Origin of the sequence: Pseudomonas sp. AF03-9, assembly GCF_020515815.1 — a bacterium.
In the GTDB taxonomy this organism is placed as follows: domain Bacteria; phylum Pseudomonadota; class Gammaproteobacteria; order Pseudomonadales; family Pseudomonadaceae; genus Aquipseudomonas.
The window spans coordinates 535,982-559,414 of the sequence record NZ_JAHPJF010000001.1; the positions used below are offsets into that span (position 1 = coordinate 535,982).

At 61.7% G+C, this 23,433-nt stretch carries 20 protein-coding genes; 7 read left to right on the top strand and 13 right to left on the bottom strand.

Annotated features, from left to right (window positions below; all coding sequences use genetic code 11):
* Window positions 1-9 precede the first annotated feature (9 nt).
* Both phoR and LIY36_RS02490 read left to right on the top strand, forming a co-directional pair.
* Window positions 10-1,296, top strand: a complete 1,287-nt coding sequence (gene phoR, locus LIY36_RS02485; protein ID WP_230412680.1) for a phosphate regulon sensor histidine kinase PhoR — start codon at window positions 10-12, stop codon at window positions 1,294-1,296.
* Between the two features lie 268 nt (window positions 1,297-1,564).
* Window positions 1,565-2,905 (top strand): hemolysin family protein, encoded by a 1,341-nt coding sequence (locus LIY36_RS02490; protein WP_192298048.1) that lies wholly within the window; start codon window positions 1,565-1,567, stop codon window positions 2,903-2,905.
* A 3-nt stretch (window positions 2,906-2,908) separates the two neighbouring features.
* Here the strand turns inward: LIY36_RS02490 and LIY36_RS02495 are convergent, their stop codons facing one another.
* The 8 genes from LIY36_RS02495 to LIY36_RS02530 all read right to left on the bottom strand — a co-directional run bounded on the left by LIY36_RS02495 (window position 2,909) and on the right by LIY36_RS02530 (window position 13,398).
* Window positions 2,909-3,571, bottom strand: coding sequence for a M23 family metallopeptidase (locus LIY36_RS02495; protein ID WP_226454703.1), 663 nt, complete (start codon window positions 3,569-3,571; stop codon window positions 2,909-2,911).
* A 220-nt stretch (window positions 3,572-3,791) separates the two neighbouring features.
* Window positions 3,792-4,706, bottom strand: coding sequence for a response regulator (locus LIY36_RS02500; protein WP_226454704.1), 915 nt, complete (start codon window positions 4,704-4,706; stop codon window positions 3,792-3,794).
* A gap of 168 nt (window positions 4,707-4,874) precedes the next feature.
* Window positions 4,875-5,636, bottom strand: coding sequence for a phosphate signaling complex protein PhoU (phoU, locus tag LIY36_RS02505; RefSeq protein WP_192298051.1), 762 nt, complete (start codon window positions 5,634-5,636; stop codon window positions 4,875-4,877).
* Window positions 5,637-5,706: 70 nt separating this feature from the next.
* Window positions 5,707-6,540: a phosphate ABC transporter ATP-binding protein PstB gene (gene pstB, locus LIY36_RS02510; protein WP_192298052.1), complete on the bottom strand. Its 834-nt coding sequence runs from the start codon at window positions 6,538-6,540 to the stop codon at window positions 5,707-5,709.
* Between the two features lie 140 nt (window positions 6,541-6,680).
* Window positions 6,681-8,351, bottom strand: coding sequence for a phosphate ABC transporter permease PstA (gene pstA / locus LIY36_RS02515; RefSeq protein WP_192298053.1), 1,671 nt, complete (start codon window positions 8,349-8,351; stop codon window positions 6,681-6,683).
* Between the two features lie 15 nt (window positions 8,352-8,366).
* Window positions 8,367-10,400, bottom strand: coding sequence for an ABC transporter permease subunit (locus tag LIY36_RS02520; protein WP_192298247.1), 2,034 nt, complete (start codon window positions 10,398-10,400; stop codon window positions 8,367-8,369).
* A 489-nt stretch (window positions 10,401-10,889) separates the two neighbouring features.
* Window positions 10,890-11,876: a phosphate ABC transporter substrate-binding protein PstS gene (locus LIY36_RS02525; RefSeq protein ID WP_192298054.1), complete on the bottom strand. Its 987-nt coding sequence runs from the start codon at window positions 11,874-11,876 to the stop codon at window positions 10,890-10,892.
* A gap of 232 nt (window positions 11,877-12,108) precedes the next feature.
* Window positions 12,109-13,398: an MFS transporter gene (locus tag LIY36_RS02530; RefSeq protein ID WP_226454705.1), complete on the bottom strand. Its 1,290-nt coding sequence runs from the start codon at window positions 13,396-13,398 to the stop codon at window positions 12,109-12,111.
* A gap of 239 nt (window positions 13,399-13,637) precedes the next feature.
* On the opposite strand from LIY36_RS02530, the gene LIY36_RS02535 reads away from it, so the two are divergent.
* Together LIY36_RS02535 and LIY36_RS02540 are read left to right on the top strand one after the other, a co-directional pair.
* A complete protein-coding gene (locus LIY36_RS02535; RefSeq protein ID WP_003176975.1) occupies window positions 13,638-14,042 on the top strand; it encodes an acyl-CoA thioesterase in 405 nt (134 codons plus the stop codon).
* A gap of 57 nt (window positions 14,043-14,099) precedes the next feature.
* Window positions 14,100-14,999 (top strand): D-hexose-6-phosphate mutarotase, encoded by a 900-nt coding sequence (locus tag LIY36_RS02540; RefSeq protein ID WP_226454706.1) that lies wholly within the window; start codon window positions 14,100-14,102, stop codon window positions 14,997-14,999.
* Between the two features lie 51 nt (window positions 15,000-15,050).
* On the opposite strand, the gene LIY36_RS02545 is transcribed toward LIY36_RS02540, so the two are convergent.
* The 5 genes from LIY36_RS02545 to LIY36_RS02565 all read right to left on the bottom strand — a co-directional run bounded on the left by LIY36_RS02545 (window position 15,051) and on the right by LIY36_RS02565 (window position 18,846).
* Window positions 15,051-15,587, bottom strand: coding sequence for a DUF3299 domain-containing protein (locus tag LIY36_RS02545; protein ID WP_050784921.1), 537 nt, complete (start codon window positions 15,585-15,587; stop codon window positions 15,051-15,053).
* A 78-nt stretch (window positions 15,588-15,665) separates the two neighbouring features.
* A complete protein-coding gene (locus LIY36_RS02550) occupies window positions 15,666-15,911 on the bottom strand; it encodes a GlsB/YeaQ/YmgE family stress response membrane protein (RefSeq protein WP_016978642.1) in 246 nt (81 codons plus the stop codon).
* Between the two features lie 105 nt (window positions 15,912-16,016).
* On the bottom strand, window positions 16,017-17,102 hold the full coding sequence (locus LIY36_RS02555) for a 5-(carboxyamino)imidazole ribonucleotide synthase (RefSeq protein ID WP_226454707.1): 1,086 nt from the start codon (window positions 17,100-17,102) through the stop codon (window positions 16,017-16,019).
* Window positions 17,103-17,113: 11 nt separating this feature from the next.
* Window positions 17,114-17,605, bottom strand: a complete 492-nt coding sequence (gene purE, locus LIY36_RS02560) for a 5-(carboxyamino)imidazole ribonucleotide mutase (RefSeq protein WP_003176980.1) — start codon at window positions 17,603-17,605, stop codon at window positions 17,114-17,116.
* Window positions 17,606-17,937: 332 nt separating this feature from the next.
* Window positions 17,938-18,846: a LysR substrate-binding domain-containing protein gene (locus LIY36_RS02565; RefSeq protein ID WP_192298058.1), complete on the bottom strand. Its 909-nt coding sequence runs from the start codon at window positions 18,844-18,846 to the stop codon at window positions 17,938-17,940.
* Between the two features lie 182 nt (window positions 18,847-19,028).
* Between LIY36_RS02565 and aspA the strand changes: the two genes are divergently transcribed.
* The 3 genes from aspA (at window position 19,029) to LIY36_RS02580 (ending at window position 23,346) form a co-directional block, all read left to right on the top strand.
* Complete coding sequence (gene aspA, locus LIY36_RS02570; protein WP_192298059.1) at window positions 19,029-20,453, top strand: aspartate ammonia-lyase; 1,425 nt, start codon at window positions 19,029-19,031, stop codon at window positions 20,451-20,453.
* 392 nt (window positions 20,454-20,845) lie between these two features.
* Window positions 20,846-22,291, top strand: coding sequence for an alanine/glycine:cation symporter family protein (locus LIY36_RS02575; RefSeq protein ID WP_192298060.1), 1,446 nt, complete (start codon window positions 20,846-20,848; stop codon window positions 22,289-22,291).
* A gap of 77 nt (window positions 22,292-22,368) precedes the next feature.
* Complete coding sequence (locus LIY36_RS02580; protein WP_226454708.1) at window positions 22,369-23,346, top strand: asparaginase; 978 nt, start codon at window positions 22,369-22,371, stop codon at window positions 23,344-23,346.
* Window positions 23,347-23,433: the final 87 nt, after the last annotated feature.

Genomic DNA, 23,433 nt, shown 5'->3' on the forward strand with positions numbered 1-23,433 from the left:
ATCCGCCACATGCTCCTGCTGGTCACCGGCTGCCTGCTGGTCGGCCTGATCAGCGGTTATTACGGCTGGAGCCTGGCCATCGGCATCGGCCTGTACCTGGGCTGGACGCTCAAGCAATTGCTGCGCTTGCATGAATGGCTGCGCCAGCACAAACCCGACGAAGCACCGCCCGACGGCTACGGCCTGTGGGGCGAGGTGTTCGACAGCATCTACCACCTGCAACGCCGCGACCAACGGGTGCGCGGGCGCCTGCAAGCGGTGATCGACCGGGTGCAGGAGTCCACCGCAGCGCTGAAAGACGCGGTGATCATGCTCGACAGCGACGGCAACCTGGAGTGGTGGAACCGCGCCGCCGAAACCCTGCTGGGCCTCAAGACGCCCCAGGACAGCGGCCAGCCGGTGACCAACCTGGTACGCCATCCGCGCTTCAAGGAATACTTCGAGCAGGACAACTACGAAGAAGCCCTGGAAATCCCCTCGCCCACCAATGACCGCGTGCGCATCCAGCTGTACCTGACGCGCTACGGCAACAACGAACACCTGATGCTGGTCCGCGACGTGACCCGCATCCACCAGCTCGAACAGATGCGCAAGGACTTCGTCGCCAACGTCTCCCACGAGCTTCGCACACCGTTGACGGTGATCTGTGGCTACCTGGAGACGCTGCTGGACAATGTCGACGAGATCAACCCGCGCTGGAGCCGGGCGCTGCAACAGATGCAGCAGCAAGGCTCACGTATGCAGACCCTGCTCAATGACCTGTTGCTGTTGGCCAAGCTGGAGGCGACCGACTACCCGTCGGACAACCAGCCGGTGGCCGTACAAACCCTGTTGCAGACCATCAAGCACGACGCCCAGGCCCTCTCCGGCCAACGCGGCCAGCAGATCACCCTGGAAGCCGACCCGTCGGTGTTGCTCAAAGGCAGCGAAGGTGAGTTGCGCAGCGCGTTTTCCAACCTGGTGTTCAACGCCGTCAAGTACACCCAGGACAAGGGCACCATCCGCATCCGCTGGTGGGCCGATGAACAAGGCGCCCACTTGAGCGTGCAGGATTCCGGCATCGGCATCGACGCCAAGCACCTGCCGCGCCTGACCGAGCGTTTCTACCGCGTCGACTCCAGCCGCAACTCCAACACCGGCGGCACCGGGCTTGGCCTGGCAATCGTCAAGCATGTGCTACTGCGCCACCGTGCGCGCCTGGAAATCAGCAGTGTACTGGGCCATGGCAGCACGTTTACCTGCCACTTTGCGCCGGCGCAGGTGACCCGCTCGCGCGTCCTCGGCACCGACGAATAACCCGAATACACCACTGGATTTAATGTGGGAGCTGGCTTTTGTGGGAGCGGGCTTGCTCGCGAAGGCGGTGTATCAGTCAGCACATCCTTTTCTGACAAACCGCCTTCGCGAGCAAGCCCGCTCCCACACAAGCCCGCTCCCACAGTGGATTTGCGACGTATCGGACTAGGCAAGCGCCCCTCCAGCCGCTACATTGGCCGACTTGCGTCCGCGTTTGCGGGTCACCTGTTAACCCTTATTGAACACACGGAACCTGCAAAACCCCATCATGGACCCTTCCCCTGGTATCACCCTCGCTACACTCTTCGCCGACTTCGGCATGATTCTTTTTGCACTGATCCTGGTACTGCTCAACGGTTTTTTCGTTGCGGCGGAATTTGCCATGGTCAAACTGCGCTCGACCCGGGTCGAGGCCATCGCCCACACCAACGGCTGGCGCGGGCAGATCCTGCGCACCGTGCACAGCCAGCTCGACGCCTACCTGTCGGCCTGCCAGTTGGGTATCACCCTCGCCTCCCTGGGCCTGGGCTGGGTCGGCGAACCGGCGTTTGCGCATATCCTCGAGCCGCTGCTGGGCGCCGTGGGCGTCGAGTCGCCGGAAGTGATCAAGGGCGTATCGTTCTTCGCCGCATTCTTTGTGATTTCCTACCTGCACATCGTGGTCGGCGAACTGGCGCCCAAGTCCTGGGCGATCCGCAAACCGGAGTTGTTGTCGCTGTGGACGGCGGTGCCGCTGTACCTGTTCTATTGGGCGATGTACCCGGCGATCTACCTGCTCAACGCCAGTGCCAACGCGATCCTGCGTATCGCCGGCCAAGGCGAGCCCGGCCCGCACCATGAACACCATTACAGCCGCGAAGAACTCAAGCTGATCCTGCACTCCAGCCGTGGCCAGGACCCCAGCGACCAAGGCATGCGCGTACTGGCCTCGGCCGTGGAAATGGGCGAACTGGAAGTGGTCGACTGGGCCAACTCCCGGGAAGACCTGGTGACCCTGGACTTCAATGCCCCGCTCAAGGAAATCCTCGCGCTGTTCCGCCGCCACAAATTCAGCCGCTACCCGGTGTATGACGCGGTGCGCAACGAATTCGTGGGCCTGCTGCACATCAAGGATTTGCTGCTGGAACTGGCGGCTTTGGACCACATCCCCGAGTCGTTCAACCTGGCCGAGCTGACCCGCCCGCTGGAGCGCGTGTCGCGGCATATGCCGTTGTCGCAGCTGCTGGAGCAGTTCCGCAAGGGCGGCGCACACTTCGCCCTGGTGGAAGAAGCCGACGGCAAGATCATCGGCTACCTGACCATGGAAGACGTGCTGGAAGTGCTGGTGGGCGACATCCAGGATGAACACCGCAAGGCCGAGCGCGGCATCCTGGCCTATCAGCCGGGCAAGCTGTTGGTGCGTGGCGACACGCCGCTGTTCAAGATTGAGCGCCTGCTGGGCATCGATCTGGACCACATCGAAGCCGAAACCCTGGCCGGCCTGATCTACGAAACCCTGAAACGGGTGCCGGAAGAAGAAGAAGTGCTGGAAGTCGAAGGCTTGCGGATCATCATCAAGAAGATGAAAGGGCCAAAGATCGTATTGGCCAAGGTCCTGCTACTGGATTGAGCCTCAGTTGCCCAACGCAAAGTTGGGCAATGCGCCCACCGGCTGGTTGAACTCATACGGGATCGACACCAGCCCCGCCTCACTGGCGCGCTGCACCACAAAATGCAGATGCGGCCCGCTGCTGTTGCCGGTATTGCCCGACAGCGCCAGCGGGCTGCCCACCGCGACCCGTTGCCCCACCCGAACGCTGACCGAACCTTGCTTGAGGTGCAGGTACACGCCCTCGGTGCCGTCATCATGGCGCACCCGCACAAAATTTCCCGACGCATCGTTGCCACGTCCGGCCTGCTGGTTCTCGGTTTTCACCACCACGCCGCTGCGCGCCGCGATGATCGGCGTGCCTTCGGGCATGGCGATGTCCATGGCGTAGCGGCTTTTGGCGTCGGTATGGCTGAAGCTGCCGTTGGGCCCTTGGCTCAGACGGAACGGCCCACCGCGCCAGGGCAGCGGGTAGCGGTAGGCTTGCGACGAGTAAGTGGGCTTGGGTCTATCGAGCACGGGCCGCTCGGGCTTGCGCTCCTGGATCACGAACGCCTGCGCCCCGGGGGTTTGCCGGTCGCTGTAAACCACGTTGCCGTTGGCATCGACTGATTTGTAGACGGTCATGGCCTGGGCCGACATGGCAACCGTGGCCAGCCCGCAGCACAGCAAGCAGCGCATGAGCATGGTGTGAACCTGCCGAGATGAAACGGCAGGCTAGCAAGGAATCATGACAACTCTGTATGCGGCAAAGCAGATCAACCGTGGGTGCGGGCTTGGTGGGAGCGGGCTTGCTCGCGAATGCGGTGGGTCAGTCGGCACATGCATCAACTGGTACACCGCATTCGCGAGCAAGCCCGCTCCCACACAAGCCCGCTCCCACAATGTTCAGGTGTCGTTCCTAAGGTTACGCACCCGGCACAAAATGCTTCTGCGCGGTGCCGCGGGCGATCAGGCGGGAGATGTAATCGAGCTTCTGCGCGTCCTGGTCGATAAACCGGAAGGTCAGTTGCAGCCAGTCGCTGTCGGGCTTGGGCTCGTGGGCGACGATGGCGTGCAGGTAGCCGTTGAGGCGTGCGACTTCGGCGTTGTCGCCTTGCTCAAGGTCGAGCACGGCGCTTTCCAATACCTGGGGCAGGACCTCACCGCGACGCACCACCAACAGCGCCTCCTTGATGCTCAGGCCCTTGATCACGCATTGCTGGGTGCCACTGGACAGGCGCAACTGGCCCTGGCCGCGCCCAGCCGCCGGCGCGGCCGCCGCGGCAGGTGCCTGCACCGGCTGGCTGTTGAGCAGGCCTCGGTTCGGCGCAGGCGCGGGGGCGGCCGCCGGCGCCGTGCGAGCGGCTTCGGGTTTGCCGCCGGTCAGGGCGCTCAGGGAGTCGTTGCCGAAAGCCGAGTTCATCTTGGTCGGTGCGCTGGCAACCAGGGCGTCGAGGCGGCCGACCTTGTGCAGGGCCTGCTTGACCTTGTTCAGCAACTGCTCGTTGGTGAATGGCTTGCTGACATAGCCGGAAACCCCGGCCTGGATCGCCTGGACCACGTTTTCCTTGTCGCCACGGCTGGTCACCATCACGAACGGCATGGCTTTGAGATGAGGCTGTTCGCGGCACCAGGTCAACAGCTCAAGGCCGGACATCTCGGGCATTTCCCAGTCGCACAGCACCAGGTCGAACGTCTCGCGCATCAGGATGGTCTGGGCCTTCTTGCCGTTCACCGCATCTTCAAGCTTGATCCCAGGGAAGTAGTTGCGCAGGCACTTCTTCACCAGATCGCGGATAAACGAGGCGTCATCCACCACCAATACACTGACTTTACTCATCGACCCTTCATCCTATAAAAACTTCGGCACGCAAGACGCCTGACTGGTGGCATTTTGCCAAAACTCGTTAGTCACAGCAGGACTTTATTACGCCTGCCGCGCAAAAAATTCAGAAGCCACAAACGAAAACGCCCGGCCAATGGCCGGGCGTTAATTTCTCGGGCAACCTTACTTATCGTCAGATTCGCCGGGAACATTAGGGATTTGATCGGTCGAGCCTTCAACTTCGGCCTTCATGCGCTTGAGCCCCATGTGCCGTACGTCGGTGCCGCGCACCAGGTAGATCACCAGCTCCGAAATGTTGCGCGCGTGGTCGCCGATCCGCTCCAGCGAACGCAGTACCCAGATAATGCTCAAGACCCGCGAGATAGAGCGCGGGTCTTCCATCATGTAGGTCGCCAGTTCACGCAGCGCGGTCTTGTATTCGCGGTCGATGATCTTGTCGTACTGGGCGACGGACAGCGCCAGCTCGGCGTCGAAACGGGCGAACGCGTCCAGTGCATCACGCACCATATTGCGTACTTGGTCGCCAATGTGGCGCACTTCCACATAACCACGCGGCGCTTCGCCTTCTTCGCACAGCTGGATGGCACGACGGGCGATCTTGGTGGCTTCGTCGCCGATGCGCTCCAGGTCGATCACCGACTTGGAGATGCTGATGATCAAACGCAGGTCGGACGCCGCCGGCTGGCGACGGGCCAGAATGCGCAGGCATTCTTCGTCGATATTGCGTTCCATCTGGTTGATCTGGTCGTCGATCTCACGCACTTGCTGGGCCAGGCCCGAGTCGGCCTCGATCAGCGCGGTCACGGCGTCGTTGACTTGCTTCTCCACCAGACCGCCCATCGCCAGGAGGTGGCTGCGCACTTCCTCAAGCTCGGCGTTGAACTGCGCGGAGATGTGGTGGGTAAGGCCTTCTTTGCTAATCATGTTGGCGTCCTTGGAGCGTCCGGTAAGGTGCGGAGAACCGCAGCGTCAGTGCAATCAGAACCACGGCTGACTAGCCGTAGCGACCGGTGATGTAGTCTTCGGTCTGCTTCTTCGCCGGATTGGTGAACAGGGTATCGGTATCGCCGAATTCCACCAACTTGCCCATGTACATGAATGCGGTGTAGTCGGAAACCCGCGCCGCCTGTTGCATGTTGTGGGTCACGATGACGATGGTGAACTTGGATTTGAGCTCGTAGATCAGCTCTTCGACTTTCAGCGTCGAGATCGGGTCGAGTGCCGAGCACGGTTCGTCGAGCAGCAGTACTTCCGGCTCCACGGCGATGGTCCGTGCGATCACCAGACGTTGCTGCTGGCCGCCGGACAGGCCGAGTGCCGAATCATGCAGGCGGTCCTTCACTTCGTCCCACAGCGCCGCGCCTTTCAAGGCCCACTCAACCGCTTCGTCGAGGATGCGCTTCTTGTTGATGCCCTGGATGCGCAGGCCGTAGACCACGTTTTCGTAGATGGTCTTGGGGAACGGGTTGGGCTTCTGGAACACCATGCCCACGCGACGACGCAGCTCGGCCACATCCTCGCCCTTGCGATAGATGTTGCTGCCGTAGAGGTTGATGGCGCCGTCGACGCGGCAACCGTCCACCAGGTCGTTCATGCGGTTGAAGGTGCGCAGCAGCGTGGACTTGCCGCAGCCCGACGGGCCGATGAAGGCGGTCACGCGCTGCTTGGGGATGTTCATGCTGACGTCGAACAGCGCCTGCTTCTCACCGTAGTACAGGCTCAGGCCCGGTACTTCGATGGCCACGGTTTCCTGGGCCAGGCTCAGGCTCTGCTTGTCGCGACCCAGGGCAGACATGTTGATGCCGTGGGAATGGGTTTCGTGTTGCATGGGATGCTCCCTGTGCTACCAATTCGTTGTGTGGGAGCGGGCTTGCTCGCGAAGGCGTCCGGTCAGTCGACCTAAGTGTTACTGAGACACCGCATTCGCGAGCAAGCCCGCTCCCACATTTAGTCCGCGTTCAATTCAGATCAGCTATCCAACGCTTTGTATTTTTCGCGCAGGTGGTTACGAATCCACACCGCCGACAAGTTCAGCGTGGCGATCACCAGCACCAGCAGCAAGGCGGTGGCGTACACCAGTGGCCGTGCCGCTTCGACGTTGGGGCTCTGGAAGCCGACGTCGTAGATATGGAAGCCCAGGTGCATGATCTTCTGGTCCAGGTGCAGGTACGGGTAGTTGCCATCCAGCGGCAGCGACGGCGCCAGTTTCACTACCCCTACCAGCATCAGCGGCGCCACTTCACCGGCGGCGCGGGCCACGGCGAGGATCATGCCGGTCATCATCGCCGGGCTGGCCATCGGCAGCACGATCTTCCACAGCGTTTCCGCCTTGGTCGCGCCGAGTGCCAGGGAACCTTCACGCACGGTGCGGGGAATCCGCGCCAGGCCTTCTTCGGTGGCCACGATCACCACCGGCACCGCCAGCAGTGCCAGGGTCAGCGAGGCCCACAACAGGCCCGGCGTACCAAAGGTCGGGGCCGGCAGGGCTTCGGCGAAGAACAGGCGGTCTACCGAACCACCCAGTACATACACGAAGAAGCCCAGGCCGAAAACGCCGTAGACGATGGCCGGTACGCCGGCCAGGTTGTTCACGGCGATGCGGATGATGCGGGTCAGCGCGTTCTGCTTGGCGTATTCACGCAGGTAAACCGCCGCCAGTACGCCGAACGGCGTCACGATCATCGCCATGATCAGGGTCATCATCACGGTGCCGAAGATCGCCGGGAAGATCCCGCCTTCGGTGTTGGCTTCCCGCGGGTCATCGCTGAGGAACTCCCAGACCTTGCTGAAGTAGAAGCCGATCTTGGTAAAGGTGCCCATGGCGTTCGGCTGGTAGGCGTGCACCACTTTGCCGATGCCGATCTCGACTTCCTTGCCGTTGCCGTCACGGGCGGTCAGTGCGTCACGGTTGAACTGGGTGTGCAGATCGGCCAGGCGCGCTTCGATGTCTTGGTAACGGGCATTCAGCTCGGCGCGGTCGGCAGCCATGTCGGCCTGGGCGGCAGCATCAAGCTTGCCTTCCAGTTCCAGCTTGCGACCGTGCAGGCGGATGCGTTCCAAACCAGCGTTGATCGCGCCGATGTCGGTTTTTTCCAGGCTCTTGAGCTGGGCAGCCAACTTGTTCACGCGGTCAACGCGGGCTTGCAACTCCGGCCACGCAGCCTCGCCTTCGGCGATGATCTTGCCATCTTGCTTGACGTTGACCAGGGTGCCGTAGAAGTTACCCCACTCACGGCGCTCGATGGCCATCAGCTCGACCGGCTTGGTCTGGTCCTTGAGCCACTCGCCGACGATCCAGGTGAAGTCGTTGCCGTTCAAGTCCCGGTTGCCGACCTTGATCAGCTCGCGGGTCATGAATTCCGGGCCTTGTTCCGGCACGGGCAGGCCAGCGCTTTTGAGGCGCTCACGCGGCACTTCTTCTTTCTGCACCACTTCGCCGATGACGATGTGGTTTGCCTGGCCCGGTACGCTGTAGTTGGCCTGGATCAGGTCAGCCGGCCAGAAGTGGCCCAAACCACGCACCGCAATCACAGCCAGCAAACCAATGGTCATGATGACCGCGATGGACACCGCGCCACCGCTGATCCAGACGCCTGGGGCGCCGCTCTTGAACCATCCATTCAGGGAGTTCTGTTTCACAGACTTCTACCTTTCTTAAAGCGACGAGTATTTCTTGCGCAGACGCTGACGGATCAGCTCGGCGAGGGTGTTCATGATGAAGGTGAACAGCAGCAGCACCAGCGCCGAGAGGAACAGCACGCGGTAGTGACTGCCGCCCACTTCCGACTCGGGCATTTCCACCGCGACGTTCGCCGCCAGCGTGCGCAGGCCTTCGAACAGGTTCATCTCCATCACCGGGGTGTTCCCGGTGGCCATCAGCACGATCATGGTCTCGCCGACGGCGCGGCCCATGCCGATCATCAGGGCCGAGAAGATGCCCGGGCTGGCGGTCAGGATCACTACGCGGGTCATGGTCTGCCACGGCGTGGCACCCAGGGCCAGCGAGCCCAGGGTCAGGCCACGCGGTACGCTGAACACGGCGTCTTCGGCGATGGAATAGATGTTCGGGATAACCGCAAAACCCATGGCCAGGCCGACGACCAGGGCGTTGCGCTGGTCGTAGGTGATGCCCAGGTCGTGGGAGATCCACATGCGCATGTCGCCGCCGAAGAACCAGGTTTCCAGGTACGGGCTCATGTACAGCGAGAGCCAGCCCACAAACAGGATCACCGGGATCAGGATCGCGCTTTCCCAGCCATCGGGAACACGCAGGCGGATCGACTCAGGCAAGCGGCTGAAGATGAAGCCGGCCACCAGGATGCCAATCGGCAGCAGCATCAACAGGCTGAAAATCCCCGGCAGATGCCCTTCGACATACGGCGCCAGGAACAGGCCGGCGAAGAAGCCGAGGATCACCGTCGGCATCGCTTCCATCAGTTCGATCACCGGCTTGACCTTGCGGCGCAGGCTCGGGGCCATGAAGTAAGCGGTGTAGATCGCCGCGGCGACAGCCAGTGGCGCGGCCAACAACATGGCGTAGAACGCCGCCTTCAGCGTACCGAAGGTCAGTGGCGCCAGGCTCATCTTGGGTTCGAAGTCGGTGTTGGCGGCGGTCGATTGCCAGACGTATTTAGGCTCGTCGTAGTTCTCGTACCAGACTTTGCTCCACAACGCGCTCCACGAAACTTCCGGGTGCGGGTTGTCCAGCGCCAGCGGTTGCAGCTTGCCACCGGCTTCCACGATCACGCGGTTGGCCCGTGGCGACAAGCCGAACACGCCCTGGGCGTCGACCACTTGATCCACCAGCAAGGTGCGATGAGCGGTGCTGTGGAACACACCGAACTTGCCGGAAGCATCCAGGGCGGTGAAGCCTTTGCGACGTTCTTCGGCGGTGATTTCAACAACCGGCGCAGTGCCCATCTGGAAGGTGCGGATCTGCTTCAGACGCTGCTCGCCATCCGGGTCGCGGGCCATGAACCACTGGGCCAGGCCGCCCTTGGAGTTACCGACGATCAGCGAGATACCGCCAACCAGCTGGGTGCTGGCGGTGATTTCGGCGGTGCCATCTTCCAACAATTTGTAGCGACCGTTGAGGCTCTTGTCGCGCAGGCTGAACACATCGGCCAGGGCGCGACCGTTGATTACGTACAGCCACTGTTGGCGCGGATCGATGAAGATCGCCTTCACCGGTTCGGTCATTTGCGGCAGCTCGATACGCTTCTGCTCGCTGGTGACTTCGCCGGTCATCATGTTTTCTTCGCGGCTCAGGGACAGCACGTTCAGGTGCGAACCGGCGGAACCGGCGACCACCAGGGACGAATCCGTAGCGTTGAGCGCAACGTGCTCCAGTGGGCGACCGGCGTCATCCAGGACGATCGGCGTTTCACCGTAGGGGTATTCAATCGCAGGCGTAATCGTCTTCTTGCCGTCCGGGTAGGACACCTTATAGGTGTGGCGGAATACCAGGGACTGCCCATTGGACAAACCAAGGATCACCAGTGGGCTGCCCGGTTGGTCTTCACCAATGGAAGCAACGCTTGTACCGGCAGGCAGCGGCAGGTCGACACGCTTGAGTTCGGCGCCGTTTTCGACATTGAAGAACAGTGCCTGGCCCTTGTCGGAAACCCGCATGGCGACCTGGTTCTGCTCTTCGAGGGAGATCATCAACGGTTTGCCGGCGTCCTGCATCCAGGCGGGCGTCAAGGCGTCTTCCTTGGTCAGCGAGGCGCCCTGGAACAACGGCGCGACCACGTAGGCGAGGAAGAAGAAGATCAGGGTGATAGCGCCGAGGACGGCGAGGCCGCCGATCAACACGTACCAACGGGTCAGGCGATCTTTGAGCGCGCGAATGCGGCGCTTGCGTTGCAGCTCAGGCGTATTGAAATCAATGCGCTTGGGAGGAGAAGTCGTCGTCATGGTGGAATTGGCCAGATCATTCATGCGCACACCCTAGCGATCCTGTATGACAGAAAGATGACAATGCAGTGACGCAAGAAATCCGCCGCGTAGCAGAGCTGGCAGCGGACTGAAAATTAGGAGGTGTAGACCGGTTTGCGTGTGTGGGAGCGGGCTTGCTCGCGAAGGCGGCGTGTCATTCAACACAGTGGCAACTGATACACCGCCTTCGCGAGCAAGCCCACTCCCACTGGGCCCGCTGCTACACCAGGTATTGCAGGCTTACTTGGCGCCTTCTTTCAAACCCAGGTCAGCCAGGGCCTTGGCGGCAACTTTGGCTGGCAGTGGGATGTAGCCGTCTTTCACGACAACTTCCTGGCCCTGTTTGGACAGCACCAGTTTCACGAACTCAGCTTCCAGCGGAGCCAGAGGCTTGTTCGGGGCTTTGTTGACGTAAACGTAGAGGAAACGCGACAGCGGGTATTTGCCGTTCAGGGCGTTTTCTTCGCTGTCTTCGATGAAGTCAGTGCTGCCTTTTTTAGCCAGGGCAACGGTCTTCACGCTTGCAGTCTTGTAGCCGATGCCCGAGTAACCGATGCCGTTCAGCGAGGAGCTGATCGACTGCACGACCGAAGCCGAGCCTGGTTGTTCGTTCACGTTTGGCTTGTAGTCGCCTTTGCACAGGGCTTCTTCTTTGAAGTAGCCGTAAGTGCCGGATACCGAGTTACGACCGAACAGTTGCACTGGCTTGTTGGCCAGGTCGCCAGTCACACCCAGGTCACCCCAGGTTTTTACGTCAGCTTTGCCGCCGCACAGACGAGTCGAGGAGAAGATCGCGTCGACTTGTTCCATGGTCAGGTGCTGAATCGGGTTGTCCTTGTGTACGAATACAGCCAGGGCGTCCACGGCAACCGGGATAGCGGTTGGCTTGTAGCCGTACTTCTGCTCGAAGGCAGCCAGTTCGGTGTCCTTCATCTTGCGGCTCATCGGGCCCAGGTTGGAGGTGCCTTCAGTCAACGCAGGTGGCGCGGTGGCGGAGCCAGCGGCCTGAATCTGGATGTTTACGTTCGGGTATTCTTTTTTGTAGGACTCAGCCCACAGGGTCATCAGGTTGGCCAGGGTGTCAGAACCAACGCTGGACAAGTTGCCCGACACACCGGTGGTCTTGGTGTAGCTCGGGATAGCTGGGTCAACAGCGGCGAATGCGTTAGCAGTCGCAACGCCAGCAGCGACAAATGTCATAGCCGCCATCAAACGCTTCAGTTTCATGCCTTACTCCTAGCAGATAGGGATAGTTGGATCGGGGCCAAGTATCGGTAGGCCGTGTGAACACTCTATGTCTGGAATATGACAATTAGATGAAAGGCCAGTATTGGCTTTAAACGCAGCTAAACGGGGAAAGGCCGAGAATACGGGGGGTTTGGCAACAACGGGGGTGGCTCAGAAATACTCTGTAATGTGATCGTTCCTACATTGCATAGGAACGATCACTCTCAAGCGCTTAGCGGGAACGCTTCCACAGATACCCACCCACCAACATCCCCATCACACACAGCACGGCGACATAGTAGGCAGGGCCCATCGGGCTTTCCTTCATCAGCAACGACACCGCCAGCGGCGTCAGGCCGCCAAAGATGGCGTAGGCGACGTTGTAGGAAAACGACAAGCCGCTGAAGCGCACCACGGGTGGGAAGGCTTTCACCATCACGTAAGGCACCACGCCGATGGTGCCGACGAACAAACCGGTCAGGGCGTACAGCGGGAACAGCCAGTCCGGATGCTGGAAGAGGCTGTGGTACAGGGTCCACGAGCTGCCCAGCAGCAACAGGCAACCGGCGACCAGCACACGGCCAGCGCCGAAACGGTCGGCCAGGGCACCGGAGAGGATGCAGCCCAGGCTCAAGGTGACGATGGCCAGGCTGTTGGCTTGCAGGGCGATGGTCGGCGCGAAGTGGTAGACGGTCTGCAGCACGGTCGGGGTCATCAGGATGACCACGACGATACCGGCCGACAGCAGCCAGGTCAGCAGCATCGACAGCACGATGGCACCACGATGGTCACGCAAAACCGCACGCAGCGGCAGTTCGGCGGCCAGGGTCTTGCGTTGCTGCATCTCGGCGAAGATCGGCGTTTCATGCAGCCAGCGACGCAGGTACACCGACAACAGGCCGAACACACCGCCAAGCAGGAACGGGATGCGCCAGGCGAAATCCGAAACCTCTACCGGGGTGTACAGGGTGTTGATGGCCGTCGCCACCAGCGAACCCAGCAGAATGCCGGCGGTGAGGCCGCTGGTCAGGGTGCCGCAGGCATAACCGACGTGGCGCGGCGGTACATGTTCGGAGACGAACACCCAGGCGCCCGGTACTTCGCCGCCAATCGCCGCGCCCTGGATCACGCGCATCAGCAGCAACAGGATCGGCGCCCACAGGCCGATCTGCGCGTAGGTCGGCAGCAGGCCCATGATCAGGGTCGGCACGGCCATCATGAAGATACTCAGGGTGAACATCTTCTTGCGACCCAGCAGGTCGCCGAAGTGCGCCATGATGATGCCGCCCAGCGGGCGTGCCAGGTAGCCGGCGGCAAAGATGCCGAAGGTCTGCATCATGCGCAGCCATTCAGGCATATCGACGGGGAAAAAGAGTTTTCCGACCACGGTGGCGAAAAACACGAAAATAATGAAATCATAAAATTCCAGCGCCCCGCCCAAGGCAGACAGCGACAGGGTTTTATAGTCGTTGCGGGTCAGCGGGCGCGAAGGTTGCGCACTGCTTGCGGGCACGGAGGACATGGCAAGGCTTCTCTTATTAGTCAGAACGGCAGATCCGAGGTGCTGGCTGAGCCAGGACGGTTGGGCACGATAGCAAATCGCTTGCAAAAGCACACCAGAAGCACAGTTGTCGGAAAAAGCCGCAATACAGCGGCGAATTGCCGACCAAATCAGCCATAGACGGTCGTCGCGGCGCGAGGCTCCCGATATACTCGGCCCTTGCACGCGCCAGACCCGCAGTCTTGAGAGGCATCCTCGGCATGATCGAACTCGAACAAGAAGACCCCATCCCGCAAGGCGATCTCGCCCTGCAAATCACCGCGCTTCCCCGTGAAACCAACGGCTTTGGCGATATTTTCGGCGGCTGGCTGGTCGCGCAGATGGACCTCGCCGGCACCGCCATGGCCAGCAAGGTCGCAGGTGGCCGTGTCGCCACCGTGGCCATCGACCGCATGGCGTTCCTGGTGCCGGTCGCCGTGGGCGCACAACTGTCCTTTTATACCCAGGCCCTGGAAATCGGTCGCAGCTCGATCCAGATGATGGTCGAAGTGTGGAGCGACGACCCGCTGTCCAGCGAATGGCGCAAGGTCACCGAGGCGGTGTTCGTGTTCGTCGCCATCGACGGCAGTGGCCGCACGCGCTCGGTTCCATCGCGCGCCCGTTAAACCTCGCGGGGTTTTGACGGTCAATTGCCCCATTGCCTGCCATTTGAGAGCGCTGTTATGCCTACGCCCCACGTTGAAACCGTGAAACTGGATGAGCTGGACTGCTGGCGCATCCGCCACAACGGCGCTGAATTGATGGTGGCCCAACAGGGCGCGCATATCTTCAGTTACAAGCGTGATGGCGAGCAGCCGCTGATCTGGCCGAACCCGCAAGCGGTGTTCAAGCAAGGCAAAGGCATCCGCACCGGCGTGCCGGTGTGCTGGCCGTGGTTTGGTGTGTTTGAGCGCAACCCACAGAGCGTCAAGGCGATGCGCCAGAGCGAGCAGCCGGCCGGTGCCCATGGTTTTGCGCGCACTGCGTTGTGGGAATTGGCCACGACCGAGCTTGAAGGCGACGCCCTGCGTATCGACCTGGTCTTGCCTGTGCCGGCGGGCGGCTTCCCCGGCTGGCCCCACCAGGTCGAGCTGATCTTGAGCCTGCTGCTGGACGAACAACTGCATATCCGCCTGACCAGCCACAACCGTGGTACCGACACCGTGACCCTGAGCCAGGCGCTGCACACCTATTTCGCCGTGAGCGATGTGCGTAACGTGCACGTCGAAGGGTTGGACGCAACGGCCTATATCGACACCGCCGACGGCTGGACGACCAAACGACAGAGCGGGCTGCTGCACTTCAACGCCGAGACCGATCGCATCTATCTGGATACCCCGGCGCAGTTGAACATTGTCGACCAGGATTGGCAGCGCCGCATCCAGCTCACCAGCCAGGGCTCGAAATCCACCGTGATCTGGAACCCGTGGACCGAACGCGCCAAGGCGTTTGATGACATGGCCGATGACGGCTGGACGGGCATGTTGTGCATCGAGACGGCGAATGTGCTGGATGATGTTGTTGAGTTGGCACCCGGCCGAAGCCACACCCTGGGCGTGAGCATTACAGGTCTCGGCCTGTAAGCGCTGATCAAAATGTGGGAGCCCGCTCCCACATTAGATCTTCGCCAGGCGTTAGAGATCCGACTCCTTTACCACCCTCACCTTGCCAGCATCCAGCGCATACGCTGCATCCGCCAGGTCATTGTTGACCTTCTCCACCTTCAACGTGCCCGTGACCCACAGCGGCGTGTAGATGTCATCCAGCTTCAGCCCCTTGGGATAACGCACCAGCACCAGTTGGTTCGGTGGCGGTGGCGGCACGTGGATGCAGGCGCCCGGGTACGGCACCAGGAAGAACAGCGTGCTGCGGCCCTTGGCGTCGGTTTCCAGCGGCACCGGGTAGCCGCCGATGCGGATATTCTTGCCGTTCATGGCGGCCACGGTCTTGGTCGAATACATCACCGCCGGCAAGCCTTTGCTCTGCTTCAAGCCACCTTTGTCGGTAAAGGTGCCCTGGGCTTCGGGGGAGTTGTGGTCGATCTCGGGCATCGCTTCGAGGGCTTTCTGGTCCGACAGCGGCATCAGGTCGAGCCAATCGGTTTCCGGCAGTTCACCGGCGTGGGCCAGGCCGGAGCCGAGCAAGAGGAGAGTCAACAAAAGACGGCGCATGGAGAGGCTCGACAAGTACAGGTGGCGAGCATTCTAGCCCTCTGCGCCTGCGCAGCGCAGAGGGCTTTGTCGCTTAGATCATTTCTTTTTGATCAGACCGTAGATCACCAGCAGGATGATCGCGCCGACCAGCGCACCAATGAAGCCCGCGCCCTGGCCTGCCTGGTAGATACCCAGCGCCTGGCCACCATAGGTCGCGGCAAGGGAGCCGGCGATACCCAGCAGGATGGTCATGATCCAGCCCATGCTGTCGTCGCCTGGCTTGAGGAAACGCGCGAGCAGACCGACGATCAAGCCGATAAAGATGGTTCCGATGATACCCATGGCATTTCCCTCTGAATGTAGGTGAGCTATGCCAAAGCCTAGACAGGCTTTGGCATCCTGCAATCAGAGAGACGACGGTCAACAATGGTTCCCGTCGGACTTGGCTTATTGCTCGGCGATCAGCGCTTCAACCTTGAGGATCTGCGCTTCCAGCGTCGCGCGGTCCTTGCAGCGCAGGTTGGCATGGCCGACCTTGCGCCCGGCCTTGAAGGCCTTGCCGTAGTGATGCAAGTGGCAGTCGTCGATGGCGATGACTTTTTCAACCGGCGGTACCACGCCGATGAAGTTGAGCATTGCGCTCTCGCCAACCTTGGCCGTGGAGCCCAACGGCAAGCCCGCCACCGCCCGCAGGTGGTTTTCGAACTGGCTGCACTCGGCGCCTTCGTTGGTCCAGTGCCCGGAGTTGTGCACCCGCGGCGCGATTTCGTTGGCCTTGAGGCCACCGTCTACTTCAAAGAACTCGAACGCCATTACCCCAACGTAATCCAGCTGCTTGAGCACGCGGCTGGAATAGTCTTCGGCCAGGGCCTGCAACGGGTGATCAGTGCTGGCCACGGACAGCTTGAGGATGCCGCTGTCGTGGGTGTTGTGCACCAACGGGTAGAAGCGGGTTTCGCCATCACGGGCACGCACGGCGATCAGCGAGACTTCGCCGGTGAACGGCACGAAGCCTTCCAGCAGGCAGGCGACGCTGCCCAGTTCGGCGAAGGTGTCGACCACATCAGCGGCGGTGCGCAGGACTTTCTGGCCCTTGCCGTCGTAACCCAGGGTGCGGGTTTTCAGCACGGCCGGCAGGCCGATGCTGGCGACGGCGGCGTCCAGGTCCGCCTGGGACTGGATGTCGGCGAAGGCCGGGGTCGGAATGCCCAGGTCCTTGAACATGCTTTTCTCGAACCAGCGGTCGCGAGCGATGCGCAAGGCTTCGGCGCTCGGGTACACCGGCACGAACTGCGACAGGAAGGCCACGGTCTCGGCCGGGACGCTTTCGAACTCGAAGGTCACCAGGTCGACTTCGTCGGCCAGTTGACGCAGGTGGTCCGGGTCGCTGTAGTCAGCGCGCAGGTGTTCACCCAGGGCCGCCGCACAAGCGTCCGGCGCCGGGTCCAGGAAAGCGAAGTTCATCCCCAGCGGGGTTCCCGCCAGGGCCAGCATGCGACCCAGTTGGCCGCCACCGATTACACCGATTTTCATCGTCAACAACCTCAGGCGATGCGTGGGTCTGGATTGTCCAGCACGCTGTCTGTCTGCTCAGCACGGAATTTTTTCAGCACCGCGTGGAACTGCGGGTGCTTGGCGCCCAGGATGCTGGCGGACAGCAACGCGGCGTTGATCGCGCCGGCCTTGCCGATCGCCAGGGTCGCCACCGGGATGCCGGCCGGCATCTGCACGATGGACAACAGCGAATCCACGCCCGAGAGCATCGCCGACTGCACCGGCACGCCAAGGACTGGCAGGTGGGTCTTGGCCGCACACATGCCTGGCAGGTGCGCTGCACCGCCGGCACCGGCGATGATCACCTCGATGCCACGGGATTCTGCTTCATCGGCATACTGGAACAGCAAATCCGGGGTGCGGTGGGCAGAGACCACTTTCACTTCATACGGAATGCCGAGTTTTTCCAGCATATCGGCGGTGTGGCTAAGGGTGGACCAATCGGACTTGGAGCCCATGATCACGCCAACCAATGCACTCATCGTCGTGCCTCTTCTCTCTGGGCGCCCGCAGGCGCGTCAAAAAACAACAAGCCACGCGGGAAATCCGGCGTGGCTTGGTGTGCGAATTAAGGCCGGTTGGACCGGCCGAAGGCCGCGCAGTATACCGTAATAATCCAGATAAACAGCCCCTTGGATGACCATCTGTCTAGCGGGGCAAAGCGGCGGTTTTATTGACTTTCAGGTCAGCGAAAACAACACACATTCCCCATTGGAACTGGGTCAATGTGGGAGCTGGCTTGCCTGCGATAGCAATGGTGAATTCACTACAGCTATCGCAGGCAAGCCAGCTCCCACATTGATCTTCAGCGCACTCAAGCGCCCTGCGCCGCCCCACCTTCCAACTTGCGCCACAACAACCGCACGTTGGCCTTGCGCACCAACGCGCAGCGATACAGGCGAATCTCCAACGGCACATGCCATTGCGGGCCGCCGCACACCACCAATTCACCACGCGCCAATTCCGCCCGCACGCTCAACTGCGGCACCCAGGCGATACCCAAGCCTTCCAGGGCCATGCTTTTAAGACTGTCGGCCATGGCGGTTTCATACACGGTGGTAAAGCGCAGCGCACGTTGGCGCAATAGCAAGTGAACGGATCGGCCAAGAAACGCACCGGCGCTGTAGGCCAGGAGCGGCACGCTGCCCTCGCCTTCCAGGTCGAACAACGGCTTGCCATCGGCATCGGCCGCGCACACCGGGAGCATTTCGGTGTTGCCCAGGTGCAGCGAGGGGAAAATTTCGGCGTCCATTTGCATCGCCGCGTCCGGGTCGTAGAACGCCAGCATCAGGTCGCAGCCACCCTCGCGCAGAGCGTGCACGGCATCGCCGACGTTGGTAGCCACCAACCGCGTGGCGATGTTCAGGCCTTCGTTGCGCAATTGCGCGATCCAGCGCGGGAAGAACCCCAGCGCCAGGGAGTGGGCCGCCGCCACTTGCATGACTTCGCCCTGCCCGCCCTCAAGATGGTGCAAGTGGCGCAGCACTTCACCGAGCTGTTCGACCACGGTGCGCGCAGTCACCAGGAACAACTGCCCCGCCGCCGTCAGCTCCACCGGCGTGCGCGAGCGATTGACCAGAGTCAGGCCCAGCGCCGCCTCCAGGCTGCGGATGCGACGACTGAACGCCGGCTGGGTGACAAAGCGCCGCTCCGCCGCCTGGGAAAAGCTGCGAGTGGCCGCCAGGGCGCTGAAGTCTTCCAGCCATTTGCTCTCAAGGTTCATCACTTACTCCCACGGGTACGCACCATTTTGGTACACACGCCCGCCATGATAGCCGGGTCACACCTGCATTATGCCGTTTATGCATAGCCCAGTGCTGAACAGCATTGGCCCAAAAACACACACAAGCCTAGCATTCACAGCGTTCCGGCCAGTTCCGGGTCCATATCGAGATGATTTCCGTCATGTCCTCCGCTGCATCTTTCCGTACCGAAAAAGACCTGCTTGGCGTACTTGAAGTACCGGCTCAAGCGTATTACGGCATCCAGACCCTGCGAGCGGTGAACAACTTCCGCCTCTCGGGCGTTCCGATTTCGCATTACCCGAAATTGGTGGTCGGTCTGGCAATGGTCAAGCAAGCGGCGGCAGACGCCAACCGCGAGCTGGGTCAGCTCAGTGAAGCCAAGCACGCTGCCATCAGCGAAGCCTGTGCCCGTCTGATCCGCGGCGATTTCCACGAAGAGTTCGTGGTGGACATGATTCAAGGCGGCGCTGGCACTTCAACCAACATGAATGCCAACGAAGTCATCGCCAACATCGCGCTGGAGGCCATGGGCCACCAGAAGGGCGAATATCAATACCTGCACCCCAACAACGACGTGAACATGGCGCAGTCGACCAACGACGCCTACCCGACCGCGATCCGCCTGGGTCTGCTGCTGGGCCATGACGCGCTGCTGGCCAGCCTCGACAGTCTGATCCAGGCGTTCGCAGCCAAGGGCGTCGAATTCAGCCACGTGCTGAAAATGGGCCGCACCCAATTGCAAGACGCCGTGCCGATGACCCTCGGCCAGGAATTCCGCGCCTTCGCCACCACCCTCGGTGAAGACCTGGCCCGCCTGAAAACCCTGGCGCCAGAGCTGTTGACCGAAGTGAACCTGGGCGGCACCGCCATCGGTACCGGCATCAACGCCGACCCGCGCTACCAGGCCCTGGCCGTACAACGCCTGGCCGTGATCAGCGGCCAGCCGGTGGTACCGGCCGCCGACCTGATCGAAGCCACCTCCGACATGGGCGCTTTCGTGCTGTTCTCCGGCATGCTCAAGCGTACCGCGGTGAAACTGTCGAAGATCTGCAACGACCTGCGCCTGCTGTCCAGCGGCCCACGCACCGGGATCAACGAGATCAACCTGCCAGCGCGCCAGCCAGGCAGCTCGATCATGCCCGGCAAGGTCAACCCGGTAATTCCGGAAGCCGTCAACCAGGTGGCGTTCCAAGTGATCGGCAACGACCTGGCGCTGACCATGGCAGCCGAAGGCGGCCAACTGCAGCTGAACGTGATGGAGCCGCTGATCGCCTTCAAGATCTTCGACTCGATCCGCCTGCTGCAACGCGCCATGGACATGCTGCGCGAGCACTGCATCACCGGCATCACTGCCAACGAAGCCCGCTGCCGCGAACTGGTGGAGCACTCCATCGGCCTGGTTACCGCGCTGAACCCGTACATCGGCTATGAAAACGCCACCCGCATCGCCCGTATCGCTCTCGAAAGCGGCCGTGGCGTGCTGGAACTGGTGCGCGAAGAAGGCTTGCTCGACGACGCCATGCTCGACGACATCCTGCGCCCCGAAAACATGATTGCCCCACGCTTGGTCCCGCTGAAGGCCTAAGCGTTTGTTGCACCGCTCACCAGGTTGAGGGACTAGACACCTCTCACCTTTTGAGGGCCTGAAGGCTCGTTCTTCAGGCCCTTTTTTTTGCCTCAAGGTTGTGAAATGACGCCCATAAAAACTCCAATATCGCCCTGTAAGCCCACCGCCCCTGCAACAGCTTGGCTGAAACCTTTAATCAGCCCAGGCAGACGGATCACGTTCGCCTAGGTATAGTGCCGCCCCTCTCGCGTCTGCGGCCGTCGGTAACGAGGCCCTGAACACAGCGCGAAACCGCATGAATAACAACCCGCAAAAGGATTGGGGTCGAACTGTCGCGCACTGCCTGGTGCCAAGCGACGGCGTCGAACCGTCCTGCGTTTGCCATTAGAAAAATCAGCGAGGAACACTCCATGCTCGAAGTCATCAACGACTTCCTCTCAGGGAAAGTACTGATCGTGCTCATTGTCGGGCTCGGCGGTTATTTCACGATCCGCTCGCGTTTCGTACAACTGCGTCACTTTTTCCACATGTTCTCGGTGTTTAAAGACAGCCTGAAGAACAGCTCCGACCAACTCAGCTCGTTCCAGGCGCTGATGCTCAGCCTGGCCGGCCGCGTGGGTGCCGGCAACATTGCCGGTGTCGGCATTGCGGTGACCCTGGGTGGCCCGGGGGCGGTGTTCTGGATGTGGGTCACCGCATTGGTGGGCATGTCTTCGAGCTTTATCGAATGTTCCCTCGGCCAGTTGTACAAGCGCACCGACGCAGAAGGCACCTACCGTGGCGGCCCGGCGTATTACATCCAGCACGGCCTGCAGAAGCGCTGGTTGGGCATGGTCATGGCGTTCCTGCTGCTGGTGACCTTCGGCTTCGCCTTCAACGGCCTGCAAGCCCACGCCGTGACCCACTCGCTGAACAACGCCTTCGGCCTCGACACCACCTACACCGGCCTGGCCCTGGCGGCCTTGTTGGGTCTGGTGTTCATCGGCGGGATCAAGCGCATCGCCTCGATCGCCGACCTGCTGGTGCCGGTCAAGACCCTGGTCTACATCGCCGTGACCCTGTACGTGATCGTGCTGCAGTTCGACCACGTACCGGCCATGCTGATGACCATCGTCAAGAGCGCCTTCGGTCTGGACCAAGCCTTCGGTGGCCTGGTCGGCAGCGCGATCATCATGGGTGTGAAGCGCGGCGTGTTCGCCAACGAAGCCGGTCTGGGCAGTGCGCCGAACGTGGCAGCCGTGGCCTCTGTAGAGCACCCGATTGCCCAGGGCGTGGTCCAGGCATTCAGTGTGTTCCTCGATACCTTCGTGATCTGCACCTGCACCGCCTTGCTGATCCTGCTCTCCGGTTTCTACACCCCGGGCTTTGAAGGCGACGGCATTGCCCTGACCCAGAACTCCCTGGCTGCCGTGGTCGGTGACTGGGGCCGCATGTTCATCTCCGTGGCCCTGGCGTTGTTCGTGTTCACCTCGATCATGTACAACTACTACCTGGGCGAGAGCAACCTGCGCTTTTTGGTGGGCAACAACCGCAAGGTACTGATGGGCTATCGCGCCCTGGTGCTGGTGCTGATTTTCTGGGGCTCCATCGAGAACCTGAGCACCGTGTTCGCGTTTGCCGACATCACCATGACCATGCTCGCCTTCGTCAACCTGTTCGCCCTGGCGTTCCTGTTCAAGATCGCCATGCGTATCCTGAACGACTACGACAACCAGCGCGCGGCAGGCATCAAGACCCCGGTGTTCGACTCCAGCCAGTTCCCTGACCTGGACCTGGACCGCAGCGCCTGGCCGGCCAACCCGGTAAAACCCGAAGCCGCTCCATCGGCTGAACTGAACGCCCAAGCCCAGCGCTGAGCGTAGAGAGATGACACGCCGTACGACCTTGGGCATGCTCGGGGCCGTACGGCGTTTTTCGTTCAGGAGATTTTTCGATGCAACCAGCTAACAACGTCATGGTGCTCTATACCGGCGGCACCATCGGCATGCAGGCCAGTGCCAACGGCCTGGCCCCCGCTTCCGGCTTCGAAGCGCGCATGCGCGAACAGCTCGCCAACCAGCCTGTGCCCGCCTGGCGCTTCGAGGAAATGGCCCCGCTGATCGACAGCGCCAATATGACCCCCGCCTACTGGCAGCGCCTGCGCACCGCGGTGATCGCTGCCGTGGACCAGGGCTGCGACGGCGTGCTGATCCTGCATGGCACCGACACCCTGGCCTACAGCGCAGCGGCCATGGCTTTCCAACTGCTGGGCCTGCCGGTGCCGGTGGTGTTCACCGGTTCCATGTTGCCCGCCGGCGTACCCGACAGTGATGCCTGGGAAAACGTCAGCGGCGCGCTGCAAGCGCTGGGCGCGGGCGTGGTGCCGGGCGTGCACCTGCACTTTCACGGCGCGATGATGGCGCCGACCCGCTGTGCGAAAATCCGCAGCTTCGGCCGCAACCCTTTCGCGGCGTTGAACCGTCAAGGCGGCGTGGCGCATGCCGAGTCCATTCCCCAAGCCCTTGGCTATCGCCAGCCCAAAGCCCTGGCCAACGTCGGCGTGCTGCCGTTGGTACCGGGTATCGGTGCAGCCCAGTTGGACGCGATCATTGCCAGCGGCATCCAGGCGCTGATCCTGGAATGCTTCGGCAGCGGCACCGGCCCCAGTGACAACCCAGCGTTTCTGGCCAGCCTCCAGCGCGCGCAAGAACAGGCCATTGTGGTGGTTGCCATCACCCAATGCCATGAAGGCGGCGTGGAGCTGGATGTGTACGAGGCCGGCAGCCGCCTGCGCGGCGTCGGCGTCCTGTCGGGCGGTGGCATGACCCGCGAAGCCGCATTCGGCAAGCTCAACGCGCTGCTCGGCGCCGGGATCGACATCCCGCAAATCCGCCGCCTGGTGGAACTGGACCTGTGCGGCGAGCTGCGCTGAGCCACAGTCTAAGTAAGCACCACCGTTCCTGGCTGCACGCTTCCTAGCATGGCAACACCCCGGCTTTCTTCTGGGGTCGTTGCCATT